Raw genomic sequence first — 18,594 nt, forward strand, 5'->3', positions numbered from 1 at the left:
TTAAAGGGCGCGTATTCTAGAGCCTTTCTATTCCCTAAGCAAGCATAAAACATCAGTAAACACGTAAAAAAGCGCAAATTGGGTGTGTGGACAAACAAACAAGAAACCCACGCCTTGTGAACAACTTATACAAAAGTTATCCACAGAAAGAATATAAAATATTTGTCTTGATTTCTTTGAAATTGAACTAAGCCTATGTTTATTATAAAAAAAATAAAAACTTTAAAAGGGTTGTGGATAAATCAGTTAAAACACATTATGATTTGCCCACAGTGATAAGAAGCATAGGTGACATATGACATTGGAACGGCGTGATGGCCGTCCCGAAGCGGGGGCAGATGTGATTCAAATACGTTGGCAAGATTGTTTGGCGAGGTTGTCCGAGCAGATACCTGACCAACAATTTAGAACGTGGATTGCGCCTCTCCAGTTAGAGCAACAAGATGCTACCTGTCATATATTGGCGCCCAATCGCTTCATAAAAGACTTCGTAAAAGAAAAGTTTAATGATCGCATCCAGGAAGTCCTTCGATCTGAGCTTGGCGATCAGCGCCTAGATTTACAGTTCGGTATTGCGAATCAAGGCTCAACACCTCGAGCGTTTGTGCGAACAACCACGTCAGTTAAGCAAGATGCCCCTAATTTGTCGGTTGTGGGGAAGACCGATGCGCCCACGACAATGACAACGCGTAATACCGGAGTACAAGTAGAGGGTGGTTTATCGCATCAAAACAACTTGGTCGAACATTACTCTTTTGAATCGTTTGTAGAGGGTAAGTCTAATCAGTTGGCGTTAGCGGCGGCGCGGCAGGTCAAAGATAATCCTGGTTTCGCATACAATCCTTTGTTTATCTATGGCGGCGTCGGTTTGGGAAAAACCCATTTGATGCATGCGGTAGGTAATGCTTTAAGACAAGACAACCCGAATGCGAATATCATTTACTTGCACAGCGAGCGTTTTGTAGCGGATATGGTTAAGGCGCTCCAATTAAATGCGATATCTGACTTTAAAAGGTACTATCGATCTGTAGATGCTTTGTTAATTGACGATATACAATTTTTTGCGGGTAAAGAACGATCGCAAGAAGAGTTTTTCCATACCTTCAATGCGTTGCTTGAAGGTGGCCACCAAATGATATTAACCTGTGACAGGTATCCAAAGGAAATAGACGGTTTAGAAGAGCGGTTGAAATCTCGTTTTGGCTGGGGTTTAACGGTTGCTGTCGAGCCACCAGAGCTAGAAACGCGCGTGGCAATATTAATGAAAAAGGCGCACCAGATAGGTGTATTCCTACCAGAGGATGCCGCTTTTTTTATCGCTCAACGTATACGGTCAAATGTCCGTGAGCTCGAGGGTGCATTAAAACGTGTGATAGCAAGTGCTCACTTTCATCAGAAGCCCATTGATATTGCGATGGTGAAGGATAGCTTAAAAGATTTGTTGGCGCTTCAAGACAAACAGGTGAGTTTAGATAATATACAAAGAATTGTGGCCGAATATTATCGAATAAAAGTTGCCGATTTGATGTCTAAACGACGTAGTCGTTCAGTGGCTCGGCCAAGACAAGTAGCAATGGCGCTAGCTAAAGAATTAACGAATCACAGTTTGCCGGAGATAGGCGATAGTTTTGGTGGTAGAGATCACACGACAGTACTGCATGCATGCCGTAAAATAGAAGAGCTAAAAGGTACAAATAACGATATCAGAGAAGATGTAAAGAACCTTCTCAGGGCCCTAACAACATAAATGAGACTACGAACAAAAGTAGAAAGAATAGTTAAGGATTTTCGATGAAGTTTTCAATTGAAAGAGAAGCTCTGGTCAAGCCCTTGAGTCTGGTGGCAGGCGTTGTAGAGCGTCGCCAAACACTGCCAATATTGGCCAATGTGCTCGTTAATGTTGAAGGGTCTCAATTATCATTGGTTGGTACCGATTTGGAAGTCGAACTCACTGGCCGAGTGACCTTGGAAGATAGTGATTCAGTAAGTGGTTCGGTGACAGTGCCGGGCCGAAAGCTGTTTGATATTTGTAAGTCGTTGCCCGATGGCAGCGTCATTGAGTTAGCCCAAGACGGGGCAAAGCTTGTGGTGAAATCGGGACGATCGCGATTTAGCTTGGCGACCTTACCAGCGACGGAATTTCCTCTGGTCGATTCGCTCAATGTTAGAGGATCTATGACCGTTGATCAGCAAGCCTTAAAAGCGTTGATTGAGCAAACAGGGTTTGCTATGGCTCAGCAAGACGTTCGTTATTATCTTAATGGGATGTTATGGGAGTTAAACGCCAATCAATTCCGCGTTGTCGCGACTGACGGGCACAGACTGGCAACCAGTCATATCGTATTAAGTGAAGGAGTAGTCCAAGGTTTATCTGGACCAGATGCCACACAAATTATTCTACCCAGGAAGGGTGTGCTGGAGTTGTCCCGTTTGTTACAGCCCGGTGACGCGCCCGCAGAGGTTGCTTTGGGCGATAATCACTTAAAAGTAGAAACGGCATCGTTTACGTTTATCAGCAAGTTGGTTGATGGCAAATTTCCTGATTATCAGCGGGTGTTGCCAAAAAACTCGACCAAGACTGTTGTTGGAGAGCGCGATGTGTTGAAGAGCGCGTTATCGCGAGCGGCGATCTTAAGTAATGAAAAGTATCGGGGTATTCGCTTACATTTATCATCAGATCAGTTGCAGGTGGTTGCTAATAACCCCGAGCAAGAAGAGGCGGAAGAGATTATATCGGTGGATTACCAAGGTGAGCCGCTCGAGATCGGTTTCAACGTCAGTTACTTGCTGGATGTGCTGGGTGTGATCCATGAAGACAGCGTCAAAGTAAGTCTGTCAGATCCGAGCGGCAGTGCACTACTTGAAGCGGCAGACGAACACGCGAACGCGATGTACGTCGTTATGCCTATGAGGTTATAAGTCGCCTTTCTGGTAGGTTTCATTCATAACGAAGGCTCTTTTCAAAGGGCCTTTTTTGTATATCAGTGTCGATGAAACAAACAGTGCAAACCCTGAAAAACGAGAACTAGGCTTTCATTATAAATGTTAACGCGCATTCAGATAGCAAATCTTCGCAATATAGCGATGCAGGAGATCGGCGACTTGTCGCCCGTGAATGTGTTTCTGGGTGACAACGGAGTAGGGAAAACCTCGGTACTAGAGGCAATACACACGTTAGGTTACGGCAGATCTTTCCGTAAGCAGGGTGGTCAAAAAGATGCTTTGGTACGTTACGGGTGCGAGCGCCTGGTGGTTTTTGGCGAAAGCGTCATGGGTGGTTCCGGAAGTGTGCGCGGCGATGGGCAAGCTCTTGGCGTGGAAAGGATGGGTTTGTCGCGAGCGGCAAATGGCGACATACAGATAAAGATTAATGGGGAGAAACTACAAAGGCTGTCAGAGATGGCGTTTCGGCTCCCAACGATTGCCGTGAATTCCGACACCTTTGATCTGTTGACAGGTGGTGCCGCTGAGCGGCGGCGCTACCTGGACTGGGCTGTGTTCCACGTGGAACATGGCTTTCGAGATGTGTCAAAACGATACGCTAATGCGCTGCAGCAGAGAAACTCCATACTGCGTCGAATCGCCAATCAGATGCGATTGGCGAACCCAAAAAACTCGAGCATCGATCATGACCCACACGAGCTTTCTACTTGGACTCAGGCCGTATCGGCCCTTGGCGCTCAAGTCGGCGAGTATCGCGAGGCTCAGTTTTTGGTTCTGAGAGACTTATTTGAGGACATGTTACGAGAGTTGGGCGGTGGAGCTCTGGGTGTGAAGTTGGGCTACCGCAGTGGTTGGGGCCAGGGTGTGGCATTGGCGGAAGCCCTAGAGCAAGGTCAGATTAGCGATATGAGCCGCGGCTTTACGCAGTTTGGTCCACATCGAGCCGACATTCAGGTTGTTGTTGGGAAAGACGTCGCCGGACAAGCCCGACTTGCGAGAGACGTTCTCTCTCGAGGGCAGCTTAAGCTCGTTGTTCTGGCAATGAAGCTCGCGCAAGTGCGGTTCTTCCTCCATGCGGGCAGTGCTGGCACGCTCGCCTCGAAAGGGGCGCGCACAGAAGCTGGCCGTGATCCGCAAGTGCAGGCACTCGCGCCCGCCGCTGGAAATACATTGTCGGTACTCTTAGATGATATTGCGGCGGAGTTTGATAGACCAAGAGTTGTCGCTTTGGGTCGACTGCTGGCAGAGATGATAATGCAAGGCGGTGTTCAGGTGTTTGCGACGTCAACGGCGATAGAGCCATTAAAGCCCCTATTGGATGCGATATCGATAGATGACTTCAAGGTGTTCCACGTGGAACACGGTCGGATCTGGGCTGCCGAATAGCACCCAATCGGGCCCACACGTGCTATAATCGCAGTTGTTTTCAACTAGGGTTATCTCTTTTATGTCGAATCAAAATTACGATTCCTCAAGTATTACCGTGTTAAAGGGCTTGGACGCTGTACGAAAGCGCCCAGGAATGTATATCGGTGACACGGATGATGGCACCGGTTTGCATCATATGGTGTTTGAGGTCGTTGACAACAGTATTGATGAGGCACTAGCCGGATTTTGTTCGACCATCGAGATTGTTGTACACCCTGATGAATCGATTACTGTCTCTGATGATGGTCGCGGAATACCGACGGAAATGCATGAAGAGGGTGTCTCAGCGGCCGAAGTGATTATGACCGTACTGCATGCGGGCGGTAAGTTTGATGATAATACCTACAAGGTTTCTGGCGGGCTTCATGGTGTTGGTGTGTCAGTCGTTAACGCACTGTCGTCTTCACTAACGCTTACCGTGCGTCGGCAAGGCAAAGTGTTTGAGCAGCACTACCAACATGGCGTGCCACAAGCACCCCTTGCAGTCGTTGGTGAAACTCAAAACACGGGAACAACCGTTCGCTTTTCACCGTCGCCGGAGACCTTCAGCAATATTGAATTCCATTTTGATATTTTAGCGAAGCGTCTTCGCGAGTTAGCGTTTTTGAACTCTGGTGTGAACATTAAATTAACGGACGAACGGTCTGGCGAGAGTGAAACATATAATTATGATGGTGGCTTAGGCGCTTTCGTTGACTACCTCAACCGCAACAAAACACCTATTAATAAGTTGTTTCATTTTGCGAACGAAGCAGATGAAGAAACAGGCGTGGCTGTTGAGGTTGCGTTGCAGTGGAATGACTCTTTTCAAGAAAATCTTTTGTGCTACACGAATAACATTCCGCAAAAAGATGGTGGCACGCATTTGGCTGGCTTTAGAGCCGCGCTAACCCGCGGACTGAACTCTTACATCGAGCGCGAAGGCTTGGGTAAAAAAGCTAAGATTGGCACAACAGGCGACGATGCGCGTGAAGGCCTAACAGCCATTATTTCAGTTAAAGTCCCAGATCCTAAGTTTTCGTCGCAGACTAAAGAAAAACTGGTGTCTTCTGAAGTCAAAACCGCCGTTGAACAAGCTATGTCGGCGCGTTTGAACGATTACCTTCTTGAGAACCCAGGTGACGCGAAAACTATTGTCGGCAAAATGCTCGATGCTGCTCGAGCACGGGAAGCAGCACGTAAGGCGCGAGAGATGACGCGTCGTAAAGGCGCATTGGATATTGCTGGTCTGCCAGGAAAGCTGGCGGATTGCCAAGAAAAAGATCCTGCATTGTCAGAGATTTATCTTGTAGAAGGGGATTCTGCTGGCGGATCCGCGAAGCAGGGCCGAAATCGTAAGTTTCAAGCCATTTTGCCACTTAAGGGTAAGATTCTTAATGTCGAGAAAGCCCGCTTCGATAAGATGCTCGGCTCCGCAGAAGTCGGAACTATCGTAACAGCCTTGGGTTGTGGGATCGGTAAAGAAGAGTTCGATGCTGAAAAGCTTAGATATCACTCCATTATCATTATGACGGACGCCGATGTCGACGGTTCGCATATTCGAACCTTGCTTCTGACGTTCTTCTTTAGGCATATGCGTGAGCTTATTGAGCGCGGCCACATTTATATTGCGCAGCCACCACTGTATAAAATCAGCAAAGGAAAGCAGTCACAATATTTAAAAGATGATGATGCACTGAATGCGTTCTTAACTCAATCTGCGTTAGAAGACGCGGCCTTGATCACGGATCCAGAAGCTCCTCCAATTGCGGGTGCAGCTCTTGAAGCGCTAGTCGAGCAGTACCGAGCTGTCGATAAAACCATTTCACGATTGGCGCGCTTGTATACCCATGACGTACTGTGGCGTTTGGTTTATAGCGAAGTACTTACTGTTGATGCTATGGCAAATGAACAAAGCGTACAAAAGTTTGGTGCAGACTTGAGCGATCGCTTACAGCGATACTCCGTAAATGGAAGTGAGTACTCCGTTTACGTCCGCAAAGACCAAGAGCGCAACCTTTATCTGCCGGTGGTGAAGTTTTACAACCATGGTGTTGAGTACGAAACGGTGTTGGGCCGAGACTTTTTTGGTTCGGCAGAATATCGGCAGCTCACGGCGTTGGGTGCAACCTTAGGCGACTTGATCGGCCCCGAGGGCGCAATTCGTAGAGGCGATAAATCGCAGCCTGTTCGCGAATTTACCGAGGCTCTTGCTTGGTTAATGACCGAAGCCGCAAAAGGCTACAGCATCCAACGTTATAAGGGTCTGGGTGAAATGAACCCTGAGCAGTTATGGGAAACCACGATGGATCCGGAAACTCGCCGTATGCTGCAGGTTACAATTGAAGATGCGATTATGGCCGACCAAATGTTCACTACATTGATGGGTGATCAAGTGGAGCCGCGTCGCGAATTCATCGAACAAAATGCCTTGAATGTGGCGAATCTGGACGTTTAACCAATCTAAGAAATAGGTTTTTGTAAACCCCGCTTCAGTAGCGGGGTTTTTTTATGGCGTCACAGAATCGTTTTCTAGTTCGCCGTGATTGCTTAGGAAATAGCCAGCTCTTTTAGATCTGCGACAGCGCCAAACAAGGCGGCTAAAGTCGCGAGCAAACCCAAGCGATTTTGTCTTAATTTGTCGTCTTCCGCATTGACCATGACTTCGTTAAAAAAGACATCAACGGGTTCCCGCAAAGACGCTAAGTGTGTCAAATACCCAGAATAATCTTTAGCGTTGATCGCTTTGTCTAGTGCTGGTTTGAGTGCCTGAAGCGCCTTGGCCAGAGCGTGTTCGGCGGTTTCAACTAGCAGTTCGTCGCTGTAGATTGGTTTGCTTGCGTCCGCCTTTGCAAGAATATTACCCACGCGTTTGTAAGCGCTCGCTAACGCCAAAGCCTCTGGCATGTCTGAAAAAACCACAAGCGCATTGAGCCGGCGTTGGAAATCAAGCGGTTCATTGACCCCCTGATTGATCACCGCACGAACAGTCGTAATGGGGATCCCTTGAGCTTCGTAACGAGCGTAATATCGTTCGTTAAGGTATGCGATCAGGCTTTCAAGACTGTTCGGTGGTACGTCAAAGGGCAATCGACGAAGTGCTTCAGAAAACAGTTCCGCTAAGTCTAGGTTGAGGTTGTTATCAATAATTAACCTCAACACCGCCAATGACGCTCGGCGGAGTGCGAAGGGGTCTTTAGAGCCTGATGGAATTTCTCCGATCGCGAATATGCCCGCCAAGGTATCACAGCGGTCTGCTATGGCGACGGCGGTGGCTTCAAGGTTATCTGGCAGGTCGTCTGTTGCGAATCGGGGGAGATAGTGCTGTTCGATGACGTCTGCAATTTCATCACCCAGACCTTCTGCTCGAGCGTAGTAAGCGCCAGCGATACCCTGCAGTTCCGGAAATTCGTTGACGAGTTCTGATGCTAGGTCTGATTTTGCTAACTCGGCACCACGGGCTGCAATGCTGGCGTCGGCGCCAATTTTTGTTGCGATGAATGACGCCAAAGAGGCTACGCGGACGACCTTATCGTATACGGACCCAAGCTTGTGCTGGAATGTCATCTTTTCTAAAACGATTCGTCTGTCGGCTAGCCGGGTTTTTAAATCGGTATCGTAAAAGAAAGCAGCATCAGCAAGTCGTGGGCGAATGACGCGTTCATTGCCGTGTACGATTCGCTCGGGCTCAGGGCTTTCGATGTTGGCAACCGTGATAAAGCGAGGTAAAAGCTCGCCCTCTGCGTCTTGCAGGTGAAAGTATTTTTGGTGCTCTTTCATTGATGCAATGAGTGCTTCTGACGGGACTCGCAAAAAGTCGCGATCAAATTCACCAGATAAGGCGACGGGCCATTCGACTAAGGCGGTGACCTCATCGAGTAAATCGTCGTCAATTTGTGCATCAGCCGAATACGTGGCGGCCAGGTTTTTTACTTGTTTTAGGATCATTGCTTTGCGTTTTTCATAATTAGCAATGACTTTCGCGGCCAGTAAATCCTCTTCATATGTTGCAGCAGAGCGGATTTTGATGGGTTCTGGCGCCATAAAGCGGTGGCCGTGTGACACCCTAGATGCGGTGAGTCCAAAAATAGTTCCAAGGTCGTCGTTGTCGCCATACAAACAGACTACCCAATGCACTGGGCGGACGAACTCTGTACGTGATGAACCCCAGCGCATGCGTTTAGCGATGGGCAGCTTGGCGAGGGCTTCATTGACGACATGGGCTGCAACAAGTTCGGTTTGTGCACCCGGCACGGTCTTCGTAAACCCAAGTCGAGGGCCTTTGTCGGAATCGATCAATTCGAGCGCGTCAGCACTAACCCCCTGTTTTTTTGCGAACCCAATCGCTGCAGGTGTCCATTCACCGGCATCGTTTTTGGCGGCGGCAGCAGGCGGCCCGAGAACGATTTCTTGTGTATCTGGGCTTCTGCTGGGGAGTTGGTTAATTCTGACGGCGAGACGGCGTGGCGTTGCAAACCACTTGCTATCCACAGGTGCAAGATTTAAGTGCGAAAAGCCGGCGACCACTTCATCATGAAACGATTGGGCTAGAGCACGAAGTGATTTTGGTGGTAACTCTTCGGTTCCAATTTCAATTAAAAACGCGTCGCTCATGCTTAAACCTCTTTGTTCCATTTTGCCAGTGCCTCATCGCGCATCTCAGCGCTGGCTTGAGGAAAGCCCAGCCTTGCTCGGGCATCGTAATAGGCGAGTGCGGCGGCTCTTGCAAGTGTCCGAACGCGAAGGATGAAGCGTTGTCGCTCCGTCACAGAGATTGCATGGCGAGCATCGAGTAGGTTAAATGTATGCGAGGCCTTCATCACCATTTCATAGGCGGGTAGTGGCAGGCCTTTATCCGCGAGACGTTTTGCCTCGGTTTCTAGGTGATCAAACTGGGTGAATAGAAAGTCAACAGGCGCTTCTTCGAAGTTGTAGGTCGACATCTCAACTTCGTTCTGGTGATATACATCACCGTAGGTAATGTCTCCATCAGGCCCTCGAGCCCAAACAAGATCGTAGCAAGAGTCAACGCCCTGAATATACATGGCAATACGCTCAAGCCCATAGGTGATTTCGCCAGTCACAGGGAAGCATTCGATGCCGCCAGCTTGCTGGAAATAGGTAAACTGGGTGACTTCCATGCCGTTGAGCCAAACTTCCCAACCCAATCCCCAGGCACCTAGGGTTGGTGACTCCCAATTATCCTCGACGAAACGCACGTCATGCACTTTGGAATCAATGCCGAGAGCCGCTAGGCTGTCGAGATATAGGTCGAGGATATTATCGGGTGAAGGCTTTAGCGCAACTTGAAACTGGTAATAGTGCTGCAAGCGATTTGGGTTTTCCCCATAGCGCCCGTCGGTAGGGCGCCGACTGGGTTGAACATAGGCCGCTCGCCAGTTTTCCGGGCCGATGGCGCGTAGAAAGGTTGCTGGGTGAAAGGTTCCTGCGCCAACTTCCATATCTAGCGGTTGAATAATGACGCAGCCGTGATCCCCCCAAAATTTTTGCAGGGTGAGAATAATTTCTTGGAAAGACATCACTGGATTGTCTGCAGACACGCCAACCTCGCTACACAAGCTGTACAAAGCGCCGTATTATACAGACTTATGGGTGGACGATATACGGGCTTGGGTCCAAGGGGCCGACTTAGTAGGGTTGAATGACAACATCTTTAATCAAAGCGGGCCTTTCTTTACTCAGAATGATGCCTTTATCTTGGGCGCGCCGCACAGGGCGTTGGCTTGGCAAATTGGTTTGGGCCTTGCACTTACGTGAAAGGCATATCGCCCAAGTGAATATTCAGCTTGCCTTTCCACACTTGAGTGAACGAGAGCAGACTGCTCTCGCGAAGCGTTCCGTAGAGGCTGCGGGTGAGTGGTTTTCTGAGCTTGGTCGGGTGTGGCAAGGCTCTCGAAGCGAACTCGATAAACTCGTGGTACAGGTGCGTGGTGCGGATTATTTGGCCCAGGCCCAAGCGGAAGGCCAAGGGGTCGTGTTTCTAGCGCCGCACATGGGCAACTGGGAATTTGTAGGGCTTTACATCAATACGCTGATACCGCTGTCTTGTCTTTACGAACCACCCGAGCAGCCTGGGCTCGAGGAATTTATTGTGAAAGCTCGTGGTCGTTTCGGTATGACAACGTTCCCGACCACGCCAAAGGGCGTTGTGGGTTTAACACGTGCCTTGAAATCGGGCAGGGCGGTTGGTGTCCTACCAGATCAAGTACCAAGGGATGTTTCGGCCGGGTGTAACGCACCTTTTATGGGTCAGATGTGTTTTACCCCCACATTGGCAGTGAAGCTTGCTCAGCGAACCGGTGCTCGGCTGTTTTATTTAATCGCGTATCGAGTAGATCAAGGTTTTGAAGTGCTTATCCAGCCCGCCGATGACGCAATATATACTGAAGACCTGACGGTAGCGATGACCGTTATGAATCGAGGTATAGCCGAATTGTTAGCACCCTATCCTGAGCAGTATCAATGGACGTATAAGCGCTTTAGAGTTCGACCACAACAGGGTCCAAATCCCTACCATCGAGGTAACTAAATGAAAAACCAGTATATGGGAAAGTTGGTAGGGGGCCTTATTGGCTTTTTAACCTTGGGCCCCTTGGGTTTGTTATTAGGGCTTTGGGTGGGTCATGCGTTTGACAAAGGTCTGGGTGGTCTAGCGCAATTTGCTTCGCCTGAGTTTCGAGCAAAAATTCAAGAAAGCTTTTTTACGACCACGTTTCGACTGCTGGGTTGCCTGGCGAAGGCCGATGGGCGGGTCAGTGAATCCGAAATAGCTCATGCCGAGGCGCTAATCTCTCAAATGGGTTTAGACACGAGAGGTCGGCAGCGGGCAATTGCGTTATTTAAAGAGGGGTCAAGTAAAGACTTTGAGTTAGAGGTGGTTGTTAATGATTTCTTAGGTCTCGCTGGTCGCCATCCGCAGTTGAAGCAAACGCTACTGCTTTTCTTAATTTCAATGGCGCTTGCCGATGGCACGATGGATCCCGCCGAGCGCAATGTTCTTGATCATATTGGCCGATTGCTCGGATTTAGTGAAGCTCAGGTCGCTCACTTATTACGAATGGCGCAAGCGCAAGGCCGTTTCCATGAAACCCCGGGGTCCCAGGGTCCTGTTAATGACATTCAAGTAGCTTACGACGCCTTAGGCGTGCAACAAACCGCCAGCGATGCTGAGGTCAAGCGCGCCTACCGGAAGCTGATGAGTGAGAATCACCCAGACAAACTGATCGCTAAAGGCGTGCCAGACTCCATGGTCAAACTCGCGACGGAGAAGTCGCAAGAAATCCAAGCGGCTTATGAGTTGATTAAAAAGCAGCGCGCAAAAGTATAGAGCGCTTAACGGCGCCAAAACATGGGTGTAAACAAGACTAACAACGTAAATACTTCCAGGCGACCTAGTAGCATAGTGAATGCCAGCACTAACTTCGTGTGGTCCGATACGGTAGAGTAGTTCGCAGACACATCACCCAAGCCTGGGCCTAGGTTGTTTAATGACGCCGCTACGGCAGAGAAAGCGCTTAAAAAATCTAAGCCCATTGCCATTAAAAGTAACAAGATCATCAAAAATGCGATGACATAAACGGCGAAAAAGCTCCACACCGCGCTTACTATCGCTGCATCTACTCGACGTCCGCCGACTCGCAGTGGAATGATGGCTTGAGGGTGGATGAGCTGGCGCATCTCGCGCAAGCCCTGTTTCACGATTAATAAAACCCGCATCACTTTTAGGCCACCCCCCGTAGAGCCCACGCAGCCGCCGATAAACGAAAACAATATCAGCATCATAGGAAGAAAGGTTGGCCAAGACGAAAAGTCTGTTGTCGTGAAGCCGGTCGTAGTTGCCATAGATACTGCTTGGAAGACGCCGTGCACCACACTTTCTTGCGGATCTAGCGTTTTTGTGGCGAGTAATATTAGGCAAGTTACAACGATACTCGCTGTAAGACAAAGCAAAAAGAAACCCGTTTCAGGATCGGAAGCATAACCTTTCAGGCTTTTGTGTTTCCAAGCAAAAAAGTGTAGACCAAAGTTAATGGCGGCAATCCCCATAAACAAGCTGCTGATCCACAAAATGCTATCGTTGTTAAAGTAGCCCATGCTTGCGTCGTGGGTGGAAAAGCCACCAATGGCAACCGTTGAAAACGCGTGTCCAATGGCATCGAAGCTATTCATACCGGCCAAGTAATAAGCCAAAGCACACGCCAAGGTGAGGGTAATATAGACGTAAAACAGGGCGAGAGCGGTGCCGCTGATACGAGGCGTCAGCTTGTTGTCCTTAGACGGGCCTGGCGTTTCGGCCCGATACAATGCCATACCTCCGACCCCGAGCATGGGCAAGATCGCCATGGCGACTACGATAATTCCGATACCGCCTAACCACTGCAGTAACTGACGATAGAGTAACAGTGATCTTGGTAGCTCATCCAGTCCGACCAGGACCGTCGCCCCCGTAGTCGTCAACCCCGAGATCGACTCAAAAATGGCCGCGGGCAAGGTCAAACCAAGGTCGGGTGCTAACCACAAAGGCGCCGCTCCAAAGGTCCCAAGAACTAACCAAAATAAAGACGTTACGAAAAAGCCATCGCGAATACGGAGTTCTGAATGCGCACCTGCGCAGGGAGCCCACAGTAAGAACCCACCCAATAGGGTAATTAAAAAACCATCAATAAACGCCGTTATCGTGTTGTCCTGATCAAGCCACGCAAGCGCAAGCGAGGGCAGCATAGCGGTCGAAAACAACATAAGCAGTATGCCAAGAATTCTAAAGGAGGTTGCTAACGACATAACCTAAAAGAAAAATCCAAAGCCCGGATTGAACAGCTTCTCGACTTCCCCTATTCGGGCTTTGTCGGTTACAAAAAGAATGACGTGATCCTCGTGTTCAACCGCGACATGTCCGTGCGCGATAATGACGTCGTTGCCGCGCACAATTGCTCCGATCGTGACGCCCGCAGGCAACTTAATCTCATCGAGTCGGCGGCCCACGACCTTGGATGATTTTTTATCACCTCTTGCGACGATTTCAAGAGATTCTGCCGCTCCTCGTCGAAGTGAGTGCACACTACTGACATCACCTTTCCGGACATGAGTGAGCAATGTGCCAATCGTGATTTGTTGGGGTGAAATTGAGATATCGATTTCATCACCAATAAGCTCGGAGTAAGCTGGATTGGTAATGAGTGTGATGACTTTTTTGGCCCCCATTCGTTTGGCTAACATCGACATCATAATGTTGGACTCGTCGTTGTTGGTCAAAGCGCAAAACACATCGGTGGTTTCAATATTTTCGTTACGCAAAAGCTGAGGATCTGCGGCACTCCCGTGCAGCACTAGCGCGGACTTCATTTTTTCCGAAAGTGTTCGGCATCGCTGGTAGTTCTGCTCGATGATTTTGACGTCATACTGGTCCTCGAGCGCCAACGCTAGAGTGCTACCAATGTTACCGCCGCCAGCGACGATCACTTTGCGATAGTCCTTATCGATTCGTCGAAGTTCTGACATAACGTTGCGAATGTGCTTTCGGTCTGCCAAGAAAAAGACCTCGTCTCCGGCCTCGACGATGGTATCGCCCTCGGGAATCAGCGGACGATCTTGGCGGAAAATAGCGGCGACACGAGTATCAACTTTTGGCATATGCTCGCGTATTTCTTTGAGCTGATGCCCAACAATAGGCCCGCCTGCCACCGCGCGGACGGCGACTAGCTGCACGCGCCCGTCTGCAAAATCCAACACCTGCAGCGCACCGGGATTGACGATAAGTTGTTTGATGTTTTGGGTAACCAATTGCTCGGGCCCAATAATGACGTCAATAGGTATGTGGGCTTCTTCGAACAGGCGGGAGTGGTAGTTCAAGTAATCTTGGTCCCGAATTCGAGCAATTTTTTTAGGGCTATTGAACACACTGTGCGCGACCTGGCAGGCAACGATGTTAATTTCGTCACTGTTGGTCACTGCAATAATGAGCTCGGCGTCTGCCGCTCCGGCGCGTTCCAGGGTCGAGGGCAAGGATGCAGGCCCTTCAACTGTGCGAATATCGAGGCGGTCCTGCAGTCCTCTCAGGATAGCGGCGTCAGTGTCTACTACGGTAATGTCGTTTTGTTCGCTGGCCAGCTGTTCGGCGAGCGTTCCGCCTACTTGACCTGCACCTAGTATGATGATTTTCATCGTGATTCGGTGCCTACTAAGGTTTTACGTACCATACTGAATCCTGCTTTAGAATCCCAGTGTTTTTGTTTGTGGCTTCAAGCTTTTTGTACGCGACAAAAGTACAACCCATCCGAGCCGTCTCTTTGGGGAATAAGCTGACGCCCAAACTCTGTGGCGTACCCCCATGATTTGTTAATTGCCTGTATTGAAGCTTGCGTTTCTTGTTGCAGAAACAGCCGGATGGTTTGATCGTTTTCTTGCTCGAAGATCGAGCAAGTGACGTACAAAAGCGTTCCACCCGGTTTGAGTTTGGGCCATAGGTTCTGCAGAATCTGAAGTTGCTGCGCGTGAAATTGTGCTAAATCTGACGCCAATCGCAAGGTCTTAATGTCGGGGTGCCGACGAACAACGCCAGAGCCCGAGCATGGCACATCGGCAAGAATATGATCAAAGCACTCCCGTTCGTTGTCCTGCGCTTGAGAGAGTTCTTGTATGTCGATATTTAACCCAAGCCGTTCGGCGCTTTCTCTCACTTTAAGTAAGCGCTCACTATTTATGTCGCGAGCTACAAAGTAGGCGTCAGGATATAACTCCGCTAAGTGGCAGGTTTTTCCTCCAGGTGCGGAGCACGCGTCTAACACTTTTTGCTTGGGTTCGATCGCGAAGAGTTGAGCGGCTACCTGGGCCGCTTCGTCTTGGATTGACACCCAACCTTTCTCAAAGCCTGGAAGTTTTTCTACGGAGCAAGCTTGATGTAAACGGATACACTCGGGTGCGAGTTCGGACAGTGTGCCATCAATATCCATAGATCGGAGTGTCTGTAGGTAGTCGCCAGCAGAGTGATGCCGAGGGTTAACTCGCAGACACAACGGCCCAGCATGATTATTGGCGTCAATAATCTCTGCTGCGCGTTCTGGCCATTGTGCGACGACCATTTGGTACATCCACTCAGAATGCGCTGCTTCCGCCGCGGTGGTTAGATTTGCGCGCAGCGTATCTTGCTCTCGGAGAAAGCGACGTAAACAACCGTTGATGAGTTTAATCGCCCATGTTTTTTTAAGTTTTTTCGCCAGATTCACGCTTTCGTTGACTGCCGCATGGTCCGGGGTCCGCATGTACTCAATTTGATATAGGCCGGTCAGCAAAATGGCATGAACTTCGGCTTCTTTGGGTTTGATGGGTTTCGATAGCAATTGGTTGAGCAACCCACTGAGTCTTGGTAGCGCATTGATGGTGCCCTGCGCTAGTTGGTGAGCAAATGCTTTTTGTTGAGGATCCAGACCCTGATCAAAATCCGAGACCCGAATCGCGTGACCTGTCAGGACTTGGCTTACAGCTCGAACCGCGCTGAGTCTGGCAATAGAGGGGTTCATGCCAGAGGTCTACCCAGTATTGCACCTACGGCGAAGGGGTTCTTATTGCTGTTGAGCACATCTTTCACTGCTAAGGCCTTACCACCGGGCAGTTGCACTTGAGTAAGGCTTAAAATGCCTGCGCCGCACTGCACCTGAATGCCTTTGCCGTCGGCTTCGAGAATAGTCCCCGCGGGGTGCTCTGATTGGCTTGTGTCATCAAGGACAGCTGCTTCAAGAATTCTTAGGCGCTCGTTATTGGCGCTGGTAAAAGCACCCGGGAATGGGTAAAAAGCCCGAATCTTGCGATCCACGGTAAGGGCTGATTGGCTAAAATCGATAAAGGCTTCAGCTTTGACAATTTTGTGGGCGTAAGTTGATTTGTCGTGATCTTGCGGTTCAGCTTGGCCTTGCAGGTTTTTTAGGTCTTGAAGCGTGGTAATAAGTGTTTTCGCCCCGAGTGTTTCGAGTTCGCTGAATAAAGACCCTGCCGTTGTCCTTGATGTTATAGGGCAGGTCTGCACCGCAAGAACAGGACCCGTGTCCAAGCCCGCCTCCATTTGCATTATGCAAACACCAGTTTCGGTATCGCCTGCTTCAACCGCTCGTTGCACCGGTGCTGCGCCGCGCCAGCGTGGGAGCAAGGATGCGTGCACATTCAAACAACCATACCTCGGAATATCTAACACCGCTTGAGGTAACAACATGCCGTAAGCAACAACAACAAGTACATCGAGGTTTTGATCCGCCAGGTTTTTTTGGATAGGGTCATCTTTTAGGCTGGTGGGTTGCCAAACCGGGATGTTGGCCGCTTCTGCCACGATTTTCGTTGGGCTTGGCATGAGCTTTTTGCCGCGCCCCGCGGGTCGGTCGGGTTGCGTGAGTACGAGAGGTACATCGAATCCATGTTGCAGTAGCGCTTGCAGGTGCTTGGCAGCAAATTCTGGCGTTCCAGCAAAGCCTACGCGAAGAGTCTGTGCCGCCATTAGGCTTTTGCTCGGTGGGCTTTTTCAAGCTTTTTGCGGATGCGATTGCGTTTTAAGGGAGACAGGTAATCGACGAACAGCTTGCCGTCCAAATGGTCAATTTCGTGTTGCAAGCAAATTGCTAATAAGCCACCCAGTTCTTCTTCGTAGGCTTCACCTTGTTCGTTGAGAGCTCGAACCTTGATTCGCTGAGGTCTGCATACGGTGTCGTAAAAGCCAGGAACGGATAAGCACCCCTCATCGTATTCTCCCAGCTCCGGGTCAAGTACCTCTACTTCGGGGTTAATAAATACACGCGGTTCTGATTTGTCTTCGCTGACGTCGATCACGAGGATGCGCTCGTGCACATTCACTTGTGTTGCTGCAAGACCAATGCCCGGCGCCTGGTACATGGTTTCGAACATGTCTTTAATAAGAGCGCGATGCTGGTCTGTGACCTCTGCCACAGGTTTGGCGATGGTGCGCAGGCGAGGATCAGGGAATTCTAGAATTTGCAGTAAAGCCATAATCGTAAAGTCGTTAAGTTCACCACGCATTATACCGCAATGGCTAAGTGCAGGTTAACGTTTCATCGAAATCGCTCAGGGGCTGTGAATTTTGCCCACAAAGAGTATCATGCTGTCATATCCAAAAGTTTGAAATAACAGGTTGCCTAGTTATGTTGTGTCGAGTCAGTCGTCTGTGGTGGGCTCTGTTCATGTCCTTAGTTATCGCAAGCACCGCTAACGCTGAAGATTTGCTTGAGGTAAATCCGGGTGCGCCGACAGAATACCGCGTCCAGTCAGGCGATACCTTGTGGGATATTGCCGATATGTACTTGTCTGAGCCCTGGCGCTGGCAGGAATTGTGGGCAGGTAATCCTCACATCGATAACCCAGACTTGATCTACCCCGGAGATGTCCTGAGTTTACGTGTGCCTAAGGGTGGTAGACCACAATTACGTATTTCACGCGGTGGCGAGGTAAAACTCAAACCTGGAATGCGTGTCACGCCTTTAGATTTAGCCATTCCATTAATCGGGCTAGACGAAATAGGTGCATTTTTGCGCCGTAATCGTGTGTTAGACAAAGAACAAGCCGAAAATGCGCCCTACATCCTGGCCTCCAACAAACAGAACCTATTAAGTGCACCTGGCGATGTTGTGGTTGCTCGGGGTGCCATTCATGCCAGAACCCAATCAAAGCAAGACACCATGTATGGAGTGTATCGCGTAGGTCAGCAGTTCAAAGATCCCGTTACTGGCGAAGCCTTGGGTCTTGAGGCGCGCTTAATTGGGTCCGCCCAAAAACTTGAGAGCTCTTCTAACAGCTCGGATTTAACCGAGTTCGAAGTTAAAACGGTAAAAGAAGAAATTCGTCAAGGGGATCGTTTACTGCCGCTGCGGGAACGAATTTTAGACGCGGCGTATCAACCCCGCGCCCCAGAATTTGAGGTGAGCGACGGCTACATGATCGCCGTTGAGGGTGGGGTCAATCAAATAGGTTCATTGAATACGGTCATACTGAATAAAGGCGCTCGCGACGGCCTAGAAGTGGGCCACATGCTGCACATTTATCAAACTGGCGCGCGCGTGCGTGATGAACTTGAGGGCGACATGGTGCGTTTGCCGGATGTGCGCGCCGGCTTGCTCATGGTCTTTGAAGTGTTCGACAAGTCCAGCTTGGCGGTCGTACTCAAAGCGAGTCGACCCTTGTCTGTCATGGATAAAGTGAAAACCCCGTAACAAACAACATTTACATCGG

The 18,594-nt window shown here is 49.6% G+C and carries 13 protein-coding genes and 1 pseudogene; 7 read left to right on the forward strand and 7 right to left on the reverse strand.

All coding sequences use genetic code 11. The features are described 5' to 3' along the window. The first annotated feature begins 295 nt into the window (after nt 1-295). The 4 genes and pseudogenes from dnaA (at nt 296) to gyrB (ending at nt 6,808) form a co-directional block, all read left to right on the forward strand. Complete coding sequence (gene dnaA, locus EYZ66_RS00005; RefSeq protein ID WP_009575332.1) at nt 296-1,747, forward strand: chromosomal replication initiator protein DnaA; 1,452 nt, start codon at nt 296-298, stop codon at nt 1,745-1,747. Between the two features lie 44 nt (nt 1,748-1,791). Next, nucleotides 1,792-2,919, forward strand: coding sequence for a DNA polymerase III subunit beta (dnaN, locus tag EYZ66_RS00010; protein ID WP_009575333.1), 1,128 nt, complete (start codon nt 1,792-1,794; stop codon nt 2,917-2,919). A gap of 132 nt (nt 2,920-3,051) precedes the next feature. Next, nucleotides 3,052-4,329 (forward strand): annotated as a pseudogene (gene recF, locus EYZ66_RS00015) (DNA replication/repair protein RecF); the annotation flags it as partial. A 61-nt stretch (nt 4,330-4,390) separates the two neighbouring features. Next, nucleotides 4,391-6,808 carry a DNA topoisomerase (ATP-hydrolyzing) subunit B gene (gene gyrB / locus EYZ66_RS00020; protein ID WP_009575335.1) on the forward strand — a complete coding sequence of 806 codons (2,418 nt, stop codon included), beginning with the start codon at nt 4,391-4,393 and terminating at the stop codon, nt 6,806-6,808. 92 nt (nt 6,809-6,900) lie between these two features. Here gyrB and glyS read toward each other — a convergent pair whose 3' ends face one another. Next, nucleotides 6,901-8,964 (reverse strand): glycine--tRNA ligase subunit beta, encoded by a 2,064-nt coding sequence (gene glyS / locus EYZ66_RS00025; RefSeq protein WP_040816336.1) that lies wholly within the window; start codon nt 8,962-8,964, stop codon nt 6,901-6,903. 2 nt (nt 8,965-8,966) lie between these two features. Then, entirely contained in the window at nt 8,967-9,890 is a 924-nt protein-coding gene (gene glyQ / locus EYZ66_RS00030) for a glycine--tRNA ligase subunit alpha (RefSeq protein WP_050793393.1), read from the reverse strand. 122 nt (nt 9,891-10,012) lie between these two features. Between glyQ and EYZ66_RS00035 the strand changes: the two genes are divergently transcribed. Both EYZ66_RS00035 and djlA read left to right on the forward strand, forming a co-directional pair. Beyond that, nucleotides 10,013-10,900: a lysophospholipid acyltransferase family protein gene (locus EYZ66_RS00035; RefSeq protein WP_009575338.1), complete on the forward strand. Its 888-nt coding sequence runs from the start codon at nt 10,013-10,015 to the stop codon at nt 10,898-10,900. Next, nucleotides 10,901-11,698: a co-chaperone DjlA gene (gene djlA / locus EYZ66_RS00040; RefSeq protein ID WP_009575339.1), complete on the forward strand. Its 798-nt coding sequence runs from the start codon at nt 10,901-10,903 to the stop codon at nt 11,696-11,698. 5 nt (nt 11,699-11,703) lie between these two features. Here the strand turns inward: djlA and EYZ66_RS00045 are convergent, their stop codons facing one another. The 5 genes from EYZ66_RS00045 to def form a co-directional block, all read right to left on the reverse strand. Next, nucleotides 11,704-13,152, reverse strand: a complete 1,449-nt coding sequence (locus EYZ66_RS00045; protein ID WP_040816339.1) for a TrkH family potassium uptake protein — start codon at nt 13,150-13,152, stop codon at nt 11,704-11,706. A 3-nt stretch (nt 13,153-13,155) separates the two neighbouring features. Continuing rightward, nucleotides 13,156-14,532, reverse strand: a complete 1,377-nt coding sequence (gene trkA, locus EYZ66_RS00050) for a Trk system potassium transporter TrkA (RefSeq protein ID WP_009575341.1) — start codon at nt 14,530-14,532, stop codon at nt 13,156-13,158. 77 nt (nt 14,533-14,609) lie between these two features. Then, nucleotides 14,610-15,887, reverse strand: coding sequence for a 16S rRNA (cytosine(967)-C(5))-methyltransferase RsmB (rsmB, locus tag EYZ66_RS00055; RefSeq protein WP_009575342.1), 1,278 nt, complete (start codon nt 15,885-15,887; stop codon nt 14,610-14,612). Next, nucleotides 15,884-16,852 carry a methionyl-tRNA formyltransferase gene (fmt, locus tag EYZ66_RS00060; protein WP_009575343.1) on the reverse strand — a complete coding sequence of 323 codons (969 nt, stop codon included), beginning with the start codon at nt 16,850-16,852 and terminating at the stop codon, nt 15,884-15,886. Before fmt ends, rsmB begins: the two co-directional genes overlap by 4 nt. Beyond that, nucleotides 16,852-17,358, reverse strand: coding sequence for a peptide deformylase (def, locus tag EYZ66_RS00065; RefSeq protein ID WP_040816363.1), 507 nt, complete (start codon nt 17,356-17,358; stop codon nt 16,852-16,854). Before def ends, fmt begins: the two co-directional genes overlap by 1 nt. A gap of 152 nt (nt 17,359-17,510) precedes the next feature. Here def and EYZ66_RS00070 point away from each other — a divergent pair, with 152 nt between their 5' ends. Then, entirely contained in the window at nt 17,511-18,575 is a 1,065-nt protein-coding gene (locus EYZ66_RS00070; RefSeq protein ID WP_009575345.1) for a LysM peptidoglycan-binding domain-containing protein, read from the forward strand. Nucleotides 18,576-18,594 lie beyond the last annotated feature (19 nt).

The organism is Aequoribacter fuscus, from assembly GCF_009910365.1.
Classification (GTDB): Bacteria; Pseudomonadota; Gammaproteobacteria; order Pseudomonadales; family Halieaceae; genus Aequoribacter; species Aequoribacter fuscus.